Annotated in this window: 8 protein-coding genes; 2 read left to right on the top strand and 6 right to left on the bottom strand. The window is 57.4% G+C overall.

Annotation, left to right across the window (positions count from 1 at the left end; all coding sequences use genetic code 11):
- Window positions 1-80: 80 nt before the first annotated feature.
- The 5 genes from SP68_RS07510 to SP68_RS07490 all read right to left on the bottom strand — a co-directional run bounded on the left by SP68_RS07510 (window position 81) and on the right by SP68_RS07490 (window position 5,837).
- Complete coding sequence (locus SP68_RS07510) at window positions 81-1,724, bottom strand: multidrug ABC transporter permease/ATP-binding protein (RefSeq protein WP_022064828.1); 1,644 nt, start codon at window positions 1,722-1,724, stop codon at window positions 81-83.
- A 74-nt stretch (window positions 1,725-1,798) separates the two neighbouring features.
- The gene (gene alkB / locus SP68_RS07505; protein WP_032730834.1) at window positions 1,799-2,452 is read right to left on the bottom strand and encodes a DNA oxidative demethylase AlkB; all 654 of its coding nucleotides are present in this window, start codon (window positions 2,450-2,452) and stop codon (window positions 1,799-1,801) included.
- Window positions 2,452-3,516 (bottom strand): bifunctional DNA-binding transcriptional regulator/O6-methylguanine-DNA methyltransferase Ada, encoded by a 1,065-nt coding sequence (gene ada, locus SP68_RS07500; protein ID WP_008803979.1) that lies wholly within the window; start codon window positions 3,514-3,516, stop codon window positions 2,452-2,454. The genes alkB and ada overlap by 1 nt, the downstream gene beginning before the upstream one ends.
- Before the next feature lie 73 nt (window positions 3,517-3,589).
- On the bottom strand, window positions 3,590-4,642 hold the full coding sequence (apbE, locus tag SP68_RS07495; protein ID WP_022064827.1) for an FAD:protein FMN transferase ApbE: 1,053 nt from the start codon (window positions 4,640-4,642) through the stop codon (window positions 3,590-3,592).
- A 103-nt stretch (window positions 4,643-4,745) separates the two neighbouring features.
- A complete protein-coding gene (locus SP68_RS07490; protein ID WP_008803977.1) occupies window positions 4,746-5,837 on the bottom strand; it encodes a porin OmpC in 1,092 nt (363 codons plus the stop codon).
- Window positions 5,838-6,608: 771 nt separating this feature from the next.
- Here SP68_RS07490 and rcsD point away from each other — a divergent pair.
- Together rcsD and rcsB are read left to right on the top strand one after the other, a co-directional pair.
- Complete coding sequence (rcsD, locus tag SP68_RS07485) at window positions 6,609-9,266, top strand: phosphotransferase RcsD (protein WP_022064826.1); 2,658 nt, start codon at window positions 6,609-6,611, stop codon at window positions 9,264-9,266.
- Between the two features lie 15 nt (window positions 9,267-9,281).
- On the top strand, window positions 9,282-9,932 hold the full coding sequence (rcsB, locus tag SP68_RS07480; protein ID WP_004201684.1) for a response regulator transcription factor RcsB: 651 nt from the start codon (window positions 9,282-9,284) through the stop codon (window positions 9,930-9,932).
- Between the two features lie 45 nt (window positions 9,933-9,977).
- Here the strand turns inward: rcsB and rcsC are convergent, their stop codons facing one another.
- Window positions 9,978-12,818, bottom strand: coding sequence for a two-component system sensor histidine kinase RcsC (gene rcsC, locus SP68_RS07475; protein WP_012967528.1), 2,841 nt, complete (start codon window positions 12,816-12,818; stop codon window positions 9,978-9,980).
- Window positions 12,819-12,931 lie beyond the last annotated feature (113 nt).

The raw sequence follows: 12,931 nt of genomic DNA, 5'->3' as shown, positions 1-12,931 counted from the left end.
AATAATAACCGCCAGCAATGTAGTCGCTGAAAATTTCAGCGGCGCGGCACCCGGCTTTTCCCCCGGGCTCGCGGCGAGCATCAGGCCGTACGGGCCACCGCATCGCGGGAAGCCTGCGCCCGCTCCTCCCCGGTGAGCTCGGACAGCTGGCCGGCACGCATCTCCAGCAGGCGATCGGCGTGCTGGAAATAGTGATCGTCATGGCTGATGGCGAACACGGTTTTCCCCATCTGCTGCATCAGCGGCAGCAGCACCTGATAGAACTCGCGGCGGAAATGCGGATCCTGATCCGCCGCCCATTCATCCAGCAGAATGATGTCCCGGGACTCGGCCAGCGCCAGCAGGAGCGCCACGCGCTTCTTCTGCCCTTTCGACAGCCGGAGGTCGGCGATTTTCCCGTTCTCCAGCTGCAGCTTGTGGGCCATTTGCAGGCGCTCCAGCCACGTTGCCACCAGCGCCGGATCGGCCTCCTCTCCCTGCGGCCCGAGCAGGCGGTCAAACAGCCAGACGTCGGTAAACACCGCGGAGAACAGTTTGCGATACTCCTCCGGTTTATCCGCCGCCAGCGGCTGGCCGTCCACGAGGATCTGACCGGAAACCGGCTGATACAGGCCGGTCAGGAGCATCGCCAGGGTTGACTTGCCGCTGCCGTTGCCGCCGATCAGAAACACCAACTCGCCGCGTTTCAGCGTCAGGTTAAGCGGCCCTACCGCAAAGCGCTGGTCCGGATAATGGAAAGTGACATCGCGCAACTCCAGCGTCTGCCAGTCAGGATGCGCCTGCGGCCGGGGAAATTCGGCTTGATATGGGGCGAGAGAGAACTGGCGCAGCTTGTTAAACGCCACCTGGGCGCTGAGCAAGGTGGGCAGCGCGCCGACGGCGGAGAGCAGCGGCGTGCGCAGAAACAGCAGCGTCAGGGAATAGGTCGCCGCCACGGCGGTATCGGCCCAGCCGAGGCTGTTGGCCATCCAGAACACCAGCCCGATGGCGCCAAGCATCATAATATTCGACCAGTTAACCGCGCTGAGATGGAAGGTATCGGCGCGAACGATATGGTGCCGATACTCCCGGGCGTCCGGGAGGTAGAGCTGATTAAACACATACTCCGCGCGTTCGCGATTGAGGGTCAGCTCTTTGCGCCCCTCCAGCACCGTCTGGTAGTCGTGATACAGCTTATCTTCCGTTTCGCGCAGGCTGGCCATATGTTTGTACACCCGCGACACCAGCACAAAACCGCCCCAGATGGTGAGCGCCATCCACAGCGCCGTCACCAGCATCATTTTGCCTGACAGCCAGGCCAGATAGGCGGCAGAGCCGAAGGTCAGAATGATCCCCTGCACCAGCTCCGGCAGGCGCACAAAGGCGATGGTGATGTTACGGATATCGCTGGTCAGCCCGGCAAGCAGCGACGCGCTGCCGATCTTATCCACCTGTTCAATCTGAGTATCGAGGATGCGTTTAACAAATTCGCCGCGCAGGCGATAAACAAAATGGTGGCCGAGGGTGGTCAGCGCCAGCTGGGAGCCCAGCGTCACCGCCATCAGCAGCCCCAGCAGGCCTAGAAACTCCGGCAGGACCCGCAGCGAGGTATCGACAGCGGTAATCAGGCGCAGGTTAATGAAGGCGATTAAGCCGATACCCAGCGCGGCGCTGAGCAGACTGAGGGCAATCACGCCGAGAAACGGCCAGCGATACTGACGCCAGACGAGAGAGAGAAGTTCCATAACAGGCTATCCGGAAAAGCAAAACAGCCAGCAGTTTAAACGGCTCGCCGATGACATCAAGAATAATTCTTATTTTAATACTGGCGACTGCCCGCCTGCCGAAAAGTGAGGTTGTAACGACAGTCGCCCGTTTCAGGGTGATGACCCGCTTTCAGCGGCTGAATACCATGATAAAACAGACGCGACTCGCCGCCCCAGACCACCACATCGCCATGCTCCAGCAGCAGCCGCTGTAGCGGGTCGCTGCGTTGCAACCCGCCAAACTGAAAGATGGCCGGCAGACCCAGCGAGACCGAGACGATCGGCGCCCGCAGATCCTGTTCATCTTTATCCTGATGCAACGACAGTTTTGCGCCCGGCTGATAGCGGTTAATCAGACAGGCGTCGGGGGAAAAGTTCGGATAGCCGCCGGCCGCGGCTGCCGCCAGCGCCAGTTCGCGGAATACGGCAGGCATCGGCGGCCAGGTTTGATCGGTTAACGGGTCGACCGGGTCGTACAGGTAGCCGTGGCGATCGGTGGTCCAGCCCAGCGCGCCGCAGTTGGTCATGGCGACCGACATGGTGTATCCGCCCGGCGTGACCATCTGGCGAAATGGCGACTGGCGGGCGACATCGGCAATCGCCTGCAGCAGCGCCGGGGCGCGCTCGCGGGAGAAGCGTCGGAGCACCACCGCACCGGGTGCCAGCGGCTCCTGCCACGGTGGCGTATCGCTAAACAGATCGAGCATTATTCCTCCTCGTATTGGGCCTCGCGCGCCAGCAGCTGCGCTTTCCGCGCCGTTCCCCAGCGATAACCGGACAGCGCGCCGCCCTCCCGTACCACCCGATGGCAGGGAACGATCACCGCCAGCGAATTCGCCGCGCAGGCGCCAGCCACCGCTCTTGCTGCTCGTGGCAGACCAATATGCTCTGCCACCTGGCGGTAGCTGCGGGTCTCGCCCGCCGGGATCTGCCGCAGCGCCTGCCAGACCTGCAACTGAAAGGCGGTGCCCTGCAGATCCAGCGGCAGCGATACCGGCCGCCGGCTGTCGTCGAGGTGGGCGAAAACCTCGGCCATTTGGCGACGGAACTCAGGGGTGCCCTGGCGCAACTCGGCGTTGGGAAAGCGCTGGCGCAGGTCGTCGAGCAATGCCGTATCGTTATCGCCCGGCAGAACGGCGCAAACGCCACGCTCACTCTGCGCCACCAGACAGCGGCCCAGCGCGCAGTCGCCCGTGGTCCAGGTCACCACGGTGGCGGCGCCGCCACGGCGAAACTGACGGGCGGTCATACCTAATGCCGCATCGGCCTGACGATAATAGCTGCTGCTGTCGGGAAAACCGGCCGCCAGCGCGGCGCGGGTCACCGTGTTCCCCTGCTCCAGCGCTTCCCGCAGACGTCGGGCGCGCCACGCCTGTTGCCACGCTTTGGGGGTCATACCGGTGACGGATTTAAACAAACGGTGGAAATGAAACGGGCTGACCGCCAGCTCACGAGCCAGCGCCTCAAGGGTCAGGGGCGCGTCCTGCTCCAGCAACCGGCAGGCCTGCGCCACTTTGTCGACCCTTTGCTGCTGCGGATCGTCTTTATCCGGCTGGCAGCGTTTGCAAGGGCGGAACCCCGCCGCCACGGCAGCGGCGACGTCGGCAAAAAAGCGCACGTTTTCCCGCCGCGCACGACGCGAGCGGCAGGAAGGGCGGCAGCAGATACCGGTGGTCAGTACCGCAAAGACAAACTGACCATCGGCCCGGGTATCACGTTCGCAGACCGCCTGCCAGCGGCGGTCATCGGTATCGGCAACTATCGGTTTCATGACGAGGCTCCTGCTGTAAGTGTATCCTCAGTCTGCGGCGACGCCCGCAGCAAAAAACCCGCAATCTTGCTTTTTAATTTTTCTCGCCGACGAGGAAGGTGCGAAACTGTGGCGACATCCAGGTTTTAAACCCCTCGCCCTCTTTGACGATCATATAGACTGCCAGCCCCTGCTCGCGCACCACCTGCTGCGCTTTTTCCGGCCCGAGCACCATCAGTCCGGTATCCCAGCCATCCGCCTCCAGCGCCGTTGGCGCAATGACGGTCACGGAGACCAGCTTATGGGTTATCGGCTGCCCGGTCTGCGGATCGATGACGTGCGAGATACGTTTGCCGTCGAGTTCATAGTAGTTGCGATAGCTGCCGGAGGTGCTGATGCCGTGACCATTGATGTCGACAATCGCCTGGACGGCGTTTTCCCGGTCAGTCGGTTTCTGGATCGCCACCCGCCAGGGCTTGCCTTCGCCGTTCATCCCGCGGCTCACCAGCGCCCCGCCTACCGACACCAGATAGCGGGAGATCCCCTCCTGCTCCATCAATCGCGCGAGGTGATCGGCAGCATAGCCCTCCCCCACCGTGGAGAGATCGACAAACAGATCGGGGATATCTTTTTGCAGGAATTGCCTGCCGCTCTGATTGATAACCTGCAGATGCTGCAGGCCGGTGCGCGCCTTCGCCGCGGCTATCGCCTGGGCATCCGGGGTGGTGACCGGCTGTTTATCCGGACCAAAGCCCCACAGATTGACCAGCGGCCCCACGGTAATATCCATCGCGCCGTGCGTTTTGGCGCCAATCCGCAACGACAGCGTCACGATGTCCGCCATCGCTTCGCTCACTGGCCAGGGCCGGGTATCCGCCGCGTGGTTGAAACGCATCAGCGCCGAGTCGTTTTTCCAGGTCGACAGCAGGCGATCGTCGGCGTCCAGCTGGGCCTGAACCTTGGCGCGCAACGCCTCAGCCTTTGCCTCATCCACGCCAATAACGCTGACCCGCCAGAAGGTGCCCATGGTTTTGCCATCCAGCACGGTGGCCGTCGAAGCAGGGGTCGCAGGGGTGATGGCTGAATCGCAGCCAGAGAGCAGTACGCAGGCGCCCAGCAGTGCGGCGCGAAAGAAAGTCATGTCCATTAGTCGAGGCTCCTCTTACCAGGGCGACAAGAGTATACCAGCGAGGTTAAACCAGACATAAAAAAAGGCGCCAGAGGCGCCTTTTTCTTGTGCAGCTTGCGACTTAGAACTGGTAAACCAGGCCCAGTGCAACCACGTCGTCGGTAGAAACACCGGCGTTACGGGTGAAGCTGTTGTCGTCCAGCAGGTTGATTTTGTAGTCAACATAGGTGGACATGTTTTTGTTGAAGTAGTAGGTCGCGCCAACATCAACATATTTCAGGAGGTCCTGGTCGCCGTAGCCTTCCAGATCCTTACCTTTAGACTGCAGGTAAGCCACGGACGGACGCAGACCGAAGTCGAACTGGTACTGAGCAACCACTTCGAAGTTCTGTGCTTTGTTAGCAAAGCCCAGGGAACCGGCGCGGGTCGCGTTGTAGGTCTGGGTGTACTGAGTGGCCAGGTAGATGTTGTTCGCGTCGTATTTCAGACCACCGGTGTAGGTTTCAGCGTTGTCGCCGTTACCAAGAACCAGGTTGTTCTGATCGTCGGTACGTTTAGAGTGAGAGTACGCGAAACCAGCGCTGATGCCATCAAAGATGTCATAAGTTACAGAAGTACCGTAGCCGTCGCCGTTCTGTTTCTGCGCGCCACGACCGTTGTTGGTCGCGCCTTCGCCGCTGACGCTGCCGTTTTTACCCTGGTACTGCAGAGCAAAGTTCAGGCCGTCAACCAGACCGAAGAAGTCAGAGTTACGGTAGGTTGCAACGCCGTTAGCACGGGACTGCAGGAAGTTGTCAGAACCGTAGGTGTCGCCGCCGAATTCCGGCAGAACGTCGGTCCAGGACGTTACGTCGTATACCACGCCGTAGTTACGACCGTAGTCGAAAGAACCCGCGTCACCAAATTTCAGACCGGCGAATGCCAGACGAGTCCATGCCTGATCGCTGGAGCTTTCAGTGTTGTTCGCCTGAACGTTGTATTCCCACTGGCCGTAACCGGTCAGCTGGTCGTTGATCTGAGTTTCGCCTTTAACGCCTACACGCATGTAGGTCTGGTCGCCGTCTACGCTCTTGTCGTCAGAGAAGTAGTGCAGACCATCGATTTTACCGTACAGGTCTAATTTGTTGCCATCTTTGTTATAAATTTCAGCCGCATTTGCTGCGCCTGCTACCAGCAGAGCCGGTACCAGGAGGGACAGTACTTTAACTTTCATGTTATTAACCCTCTGTTTGTTATATGCCTTTTATTATGCCACTGCTTACTGATTACCCTTCTAATCAGTCGGCTATTTCATTGTGCTGCAAAATGCAGAATAATCCAACAAGAATATGATACTAAAACTTCTAAGATGTTTCAAAATGCCCACAAGATGTTTCAATTTGTAAAAATGGCGGAACTTTTTGCACCACAAAATGGTCTGGGAAATACGCACTAATAATCAAAAAAAATATTTATTGGTTCACAATCAATCGCATACACACAAATAACTCTATAGCACTGAATGGTAAAACAAAACTATCATTGGTGACTAAAATAACAGTCGCTATCATCATTAACTTTATTTATTACCGTCATTCAGTTCTGAATGTCTGTTTACCCCTATTTCAACCGGATGCCTCGCATCCGGTTTTTTTTACCCTTCTTTACACAACTTTAATTTATCTGTGCTACGGCAAAAAATTCCCTAACGACTATTAATCAATCAATTAGCCTGTCAATTGCCCTTATTCAGCCAATGTCTTGTTATTTCGTGCGATTCTTCCGCCTGTACTTTGTCAATATCGCGACTGGTCAGCGTTGTTGGCGCGGTTTCATTGGCGCTTCGATTCTAAGATAATTCCTGGAGAGTATCGCGCCGCTGGCACCATTCTGTAGTATGGATTTACGCCATTAGCCTTTATACTGCCTGCAGCATCTGCTTTGTTGCCAGTTACTCTGGCGCTACATCCTGTTTACAAACAATGATGAGTCGTTCAGCCACAAGATGACCCCGAAAAAATTCTCCCTGATCCCCGGCAACATCAGCCGCTTCTTCATTTTGATGGTTATTGTCCTGCTGGCGACGATGGGGGTGATGATTCAAAGTGCCGTCAATGCCTGGCTGAAAGAGAAGAGCTATCAGGTGGTTGATGTCTCCCACGCCTTGCACCAGCGCATTGACACCTGGCGCTATGCCACCTGGCAGATCTACGACAATATCGCCGCGACCTCGGCTAACGCTGCGAGCGGTGGCTTGCAGGAGACGCGTTTAAAACAGGACGTCTACTACCTTGAGAAGCCCCGGCGTAAAACCGAAGCGCTGATTTTTGGCTCCCACGATAGCTCGACCCTCGAGATGACGCAGAAAATGTCCGATTATCTCGATATTTTGTGGGGTGCGGAAACCATCCCATGGTCGATGTACTATCTCAATGGTCTGGACAATAGCCTGATTCTGGTCTCAACCCTGCCGTTGAAGGACCTCTCCTCAAGCTTTAAAGAGTCAACGATCAGTAGCGTCGTGGAATCCCGGCGCGCGGAGATGCTGCTGCAGGCCAATACCCTTGATGAGCGCGAGACCTTCTCGCCGCTGCGCCATCTCGCCTGGCAGAACGCGCACTACTTTACGTTACGCACCACCTTCAACCAGCCTGGACATCTGGCCACGGTGGTCGCTTTCGACCTGCCGATTAACGATCTGATCCCGCCAGGCATGGCGTTGGACAGCTTCCGTATCGAGCCAGACCCGTCGCAAAACATTGCCACCAATCCTGACAAAGAGACGACCGACCATATCGGGATCACCTTTAACGGCATGCAGATCGACATCGCCACCGATATCAGCACTACCGGTATGCAGTTGCTCTGGACGGTACCGCTGAGCAGCATGCTGCTGGCCGCCCTGCAGAATATTCTTCTGCCGCTGCTGCTCAACATTGGCCTGCTGGCGCTAGCGCTGTTTGGTTTTACCACCTTTCGTCACTTTAAAGGACGCAGCAATCCGTCTGGCGCCGGGCTCCCTTCCGCCGCCAACAGCGAACTGCGTCTGCTACGCGCTATAAATGAAGAAATTGTTTCTTTGCTGCCGCTGGGGCTGCTGGTTCACGATCAGGAAGCCAACCGAACCCTTATCAGCAACCCTATTGCCGACCATCTGCTTCCGCACCTGAATCTGCAGAACATCACCAATATGGCGGACCAGCATCAGGGGGTGATTCAGGCTACCGTCAATAATGAGCAGTATGAAATCCGCCAGTATCGCAGCCAGGTAGCCCCGCGCACGCAGATCCTGATTATCCGAGACCAGGACCGCGAAGTGCTGGTCAATAAAAAGCTCAAGCAGGCCCAGCGCTTGTATGAGAAAAACCAGCAGGGGCGGGCGGCCTTTATGCAGCATATTGGCAGCGCCCTGAAGCAGCCCGCGCTGAACCTGGCGGCAGAGGCGGCGGCGCTCAGCAGTACAGAGAACCGGACGCTGGCGCAGCATGCCGATGAGCTGGTCAAACTGATCGATGACATTCAGCTCGCCAATCTGCTGGAAAGCGACACCTGGAAAACCAGCCAGGCGCTGTTCTCGGTTCAGGAACTGATCGATGACGTTGTACCGGAAGTTCTGCCGGCGATGAAGCGCAAGGGTCTGCAGCTGCTGATCAATAACGCGCTCCCTGCCGGTGAGCAGCGCTACGGTGACCGTGAAGCCCTGCGACGCACACTGGTGCTGTTAATCCAGTATTCCATCACCACCACGCCTATCGGCAAGATCACCCTCGACGTTTGCCAGGACGAGTCGGCCAGCGATCGTTTGACCTTCCGTATTCTGGATACTGGCAACGGCGTCTCGGCAAACGAGATCGACAATTTGCACTTCCCGTATCTCAACGAGACCCAGAGCGATCTGTACGGCAAGGCAAACGCCCTCACCTTCTGGCTGTGCGACCGCATGACGCGCAAACTGGGTGGGCAGTTGACCATCAAAGCGCGGGAGTCGCTGGGAACGCGCTATACCCTGCACCTGAAAATGCCGGCCAGCGAAGAGGCGCCAGAGGCGGGCGAACATCTGCTGGATGACGTTATCGTCCTGCTGGATGTGACTTCCAGTGAAGTGCGGCGGATTGTCACACGCCAGCTGGAGAGCTGGGGGGCGTCCTGCATCACGCCGGACGATCGGGCGACAAGTCAAGCGTTCGATCTGTATTTAACGGATAATCCGTCTAATCTTACTGCTTCGGGCTTGCTTTTAAGCGATGATGAGGTCGGGATACGCAAGATCGGCCCGGGACAACTGCGGGTCAACTTTAATATTAGCACGGCGATGCAGGAGGCTATCCTGCAGCTTATTGAGCAGCAGCTGGCGGAGGAGGCGGTTCAGCCCGCCACCTCAGGAAACGAGAGTAACGCCGAACTCCATGCCAGCGGCTATTACGCACTGTTTGCCGATACGGTACCGGATGATGTTCAGAGATTGTATACTGAAATCGAAGCGGGCGATTTTGCTGCTCTGGCGCAAACCGCCCACCGCCTCAAAGGGGCATTTGCTATGCTTAATCTGATACCCGGCAAGCAGTTATGTGAAACGCTTGAGCATCTGATTCGCGAAAAGGATGCGCAAGGCATAGAAAAATATATCAGCGACATTGACGCTTACGTCAAGAGCTTGCTGTAGAAGGTAGCCTTATACATGAACACTATGAACGTAATTATTGCCGATGACCATCCGATCGTACTGTTCGGTATTCGTAAGTCACTTGAGCAAATTGAGTGGGTGAACGTCGTTGGCGAGTTTGAAGACTCCACGGCCCTTATCAACAATCTTCCGAAGCTGGACGCCCATGTGCTGATCACCGATCTGTCCATGCCCGGTGATAAATACGGCGACGGGATCACGCTGATTAAATACATCAAGCGCCACTTCCCGGATCTGTCGATCATTGTTCTGACCATGAACAACAACCCGGCGATCCTCAGCGCGGTGCTGGATTTGGATATCGAAGGGATCGTTCTCAAGCAAGGAGCGCCGACCGACCTGCCAAAAGCGCTGGCCGCGCTGCAGAAAGGGAAGAAATTCACACCGGAAAGCGTCTCTCGTCTGCTGGAAAAAATCAGCGCCAGCGGCTATGGCGATAAACGCCTGTCGCCGAAAGAGAGCGAAGTGCTGCGTCTCTTCGCTGAAGGCTTCCTGGTGACCGAGATCGCCAAAAAGCTCAACCGCAGCATCAAAACCATCAGTAGCCAGAAGAAGTCGGCAATGATGAAGCTGGGCGTGGAAAACGACATTGCGCTGCTGAACTACCTCTCCTCCGTCTCGCTGAGTTCAACGGATAAAGAGTAATCCCTGTGTTTTCTCCGTCTCGCCCCGGCGAGACGGAGCTCCCCGTTATTCCCGCCCGTTACGTACCCGCGCCGCATACACCGTCAGCGTTTGCTTCAGCACGTCGAGGGTGACCGGCTTGGACAGGCAGCTGTCCATCCCCGATTCAAGACAGCGCTGCTTCTCTTCCGCCAGGGCATTGGCGGTGACGCCGATCACCGGCAGCGTCAGGCCAAGCTGACGAATGCGCTGCGTCAGACGATAACCATCCATATTGGGCATGTTGACGTCGCTGAGCACGATATCGATATGCTGTTTGCTAAGTACGTTGAGCGCGTCGACCCCGTCGTTAGCGGTCACGCACTGGTAGCCGAGCGATCCCAGCTGATCCGCCAGCAGACGGCGGTTAATCGGGTGATCGTCGACCACGAGGATCATCATGTCGTCGTTATTACCGATCTGCGCGTCCGGCGCCATCAGCGCCCGGCTATTCTCCGCGCTGGCGAGGGCGACGTGGAAAATACGCCCCAGCAGCGGCAGCAGTTCATGCGGCGTCGTCACGCTGTGCAGCCACTCTCCGGCCGCTCGCTCCTGCGGGATGCCGATATGGCGGCGGCAGAAGATGACCATCGCACTCCCCTGCCAGCCCCTCTGCGCTTCATCGTCAGTCAGCAAGACATCGTCGGCGTCCGGCGTTTCTCCGGCATGGCGGCGTACCGTCAGGCCGTGATAGCTGAGCAGCGACGTGACGAACATCGCCAGCGAGGTATTATGAATTGCCAGCCAGCAGGTCTTGCCTGCGAAACCGTCCGCCGTCACCTGCGGTGTGTTCTGCACGCCATACAGCGGGATACGGATGGTAAAACGGCTGCCCATCCCCGGCTCCGTTTCCACGGCGATATCGCCATCCATCATGCTGATCAGCTTTTCACAGATCGCCAGGCCAAGGCCGGTGCCCTGGAAGTTTCGCTGCACGCCGGTCCCCACCTGGAAGAAGGGGTCGAACAGGCGCAACACCTCTTTCGCCGGGATCCCCTCCCCGGTATCGCGGACGCTGATCTGCAGATAATCCCCCGCACACTGGACGTGCAGGATAATACAGCCGGTGTCGGTGAACTTAATCGCATTGCTCAGCAGGTTAGAGATCACCTGCTGCAGGCGCATCGGGTCGCCGGACATCTGCTCCGGGACATCCGGCTCGATAAAACAGTACAGACCCAGCTGCTTGCGTACCACCAGCGGCAGATAGTTAGCAGAGATATGGTTCATCACTTCGCGCGGGGAAAACTCCCGCGGCTCGATCTTCAACTGCTCAGACTCGATTTTCGAGAAATCGAGAATATCGCTGATGATTTTCAGCAGCAGGCTGGAAGAGTTGTTCATCGCCGTCACCAGGCGATCAACGCCCTTCGGCAGGGCCTTAGTCTGCAGCAGATCGAGGTTACCGATGATGCCGTATAGCGGGGTACGCAGCTCATGGCTGACGGTCGCAAGGAACATCGATTTCGACTGGCTGGCCTGTTCAGCCGCCTGGGCCATCTCCTGCAGCGACTCCTCCATTTTCACGCGGGCGGAAACGTCCACCAGCACGCAAATGGCGACGTTTTCATTGCGATAACGCGAATGGACAAAGCTAATCTGCAGGTTGGTATGGTTGCTGGTCAGCACATCGACAAAGTTGACCTGCTGGCCGCAGATAATCTGCGTCAGCCGCTGGCGATCCTCATGGGTCAGCATATTCAGGTAGTTGTGCGCCAGCTCGTTACTGAGAATATTGGTCCCGTCGACGGTGCGCAGAATACAGATCCCCACCGGGGCTGAGGCCACGATTTTGCGGTTGAACTGTTCATGCTCTTCCAGTCGCTGCGCATCATTTTCCGCCGGGATAAAAATGCGCCGCTCATACATTCGCGCCAGCGCAAACAGCATTGCTCCGGTCAGAATATTGAGAATGATGGCGTTGATGATGAGCATGCGGATCCGCTCCAGCACCTGGTCCACCGAAACGGAATAGACGATACTTAAGGAGGACGGCGCCAGGCTTTTTTTCAGCACCAGCTCGCGAAAGCCTGCGCTGTAGCCAAACCACATCCGCTCCTGCATCCACTTCGCTTCGCTCTGGATTTTGCCTTCCGCGCCGGCCAACGAGATCAGCGGCTGGCCGTTATCGTCAAAAATCGTCACGCTCATCGGCAAACTGCCTGGCGTGAAGAAGCTTTCCATACGGATGGTCTGCTCCACGCCGAGCATCGCCTGCAGACGGTTGGCCATATAGACCGGGGTCAGGGCATAAAAGTAGCCCACGCCGGGGCGCACGCCCTGGCTTATCCAGAACAGGTTGTTGCCGCGCTCGTTTTGCGGCGCGTTGCGATATTGCTCAATGCGCTGATGCAGGACTTTCAGCGCCTGATCGCGCTCAATCGGCACGTCCCGTAGGCCAAAGTTGGCCATGCAGAGGTTATCGCTGCCAATGAGAAAGATGCGGTTAAGGTCGTAGGCAGCGGTAAAATTATCCCGCCAGTAGCGCATAAACCACGCCAGTGATTGCAGCGAATTACGCCAGGTGCTGCTCATCGCGCTGCAGTCGGAATCTGGGTACAGGGGTTCAAAGTTGGGCACCGCGATATCGCCGTTTTGCCCTTGCGCTACCGCGTCCCCTGCCGACAAGCGGTTACCGGCGACGTACTTCAGCTCTTTAATCACGTCCGCCGTACGCTGAATATAGCGCTGGGCCTGGTCGGCGTTGAGATTGAGCTCCTGATGGATCTCGGCTTCCCGCTCGTGCAGGGCATTGACGATATAGAACACAGAGACAAACGCAATCAGCAGCCACAGTAATACCGCCAGCGCTCTGAACAGATAACGTGAAACCTTCAGGGTTGTATGAAACGAGGCAAGATATTTCAATGTGGCGATGCTCGGCCGTCAGGGACTCAACAGAATGGGGTTAAAGTAGCGGTAAACCGGCTTTGCCGCAATCTTAATGCAAAAAGGGCCGGGAGAATACCCGGCCCTTTCAG

This window comes from Klebsiella variicola, from assembly GCF_000828055.2.
Taxonomy (GTDB): domain Bacteria; phylum Pseudomonadota; class Gammaproteobacteria; order Enterobacterales; family Enterobacteriaceae; genus Klebsiella; species Klebsiella variicola.
This window is presented reverse-complemented; position numbering and strand designations above follow the sequence as displayed.

What these genes read in the sequence shown, in the direction of transcription:
- SP68_RS07510 (WP_022064828.1), bottom strand. Translation starts at nt 1,724, where the DNA reads ATGGAACTTCTCTCTCTCGTCTGGCGTCAGTATCGCTGGCCGTTTCTC.
- alkB (WP_032730834.1), bottom strand. Translation starts at nt 2,452, where the DNA reads ATGCTCGATCTGTTTAGCGATACGCCACCGTGGCAGGAGCCGCTGGCA.
- ada (WP_008803979.1), bottom strand. Translation starts at nt 3,516, where the DNA reads ATGAAACCGATAGTTGCCGATACCGATGACCGCCGCTGGCAGGCGGTC.
- apbE (WP_022064827.1), bottom strand. Translation starts at nt 4,642, where the DNA reads ATGGACATGACTTTCTTTCGCGCCGCACTGCTGGGCGCCTGCGTACTG.
- SP68_RS07490 (WP_008803977.1), bottom strand. Translation starts at nt 5,837, where the DNA reads ATGAAAGTTAAAGTACTGTCCCTCCTGGTACCGGCTCTGCTGGTAGCA.
- rcsD (WP_022064826.1), top strand. Translation starts at nt 6,609, where the DNA reads ATGACCCCGAAAAAATTCTCCCTGATCCCCGGCAACATCAGCCGCTTC.
- rcsB (WP_004201684.1), top strand. Translation starts at nt 9,282, where the DNA reads ATGAACACTATGAACGTAATTATTGCCGATGACCATCCGATCGTACTG.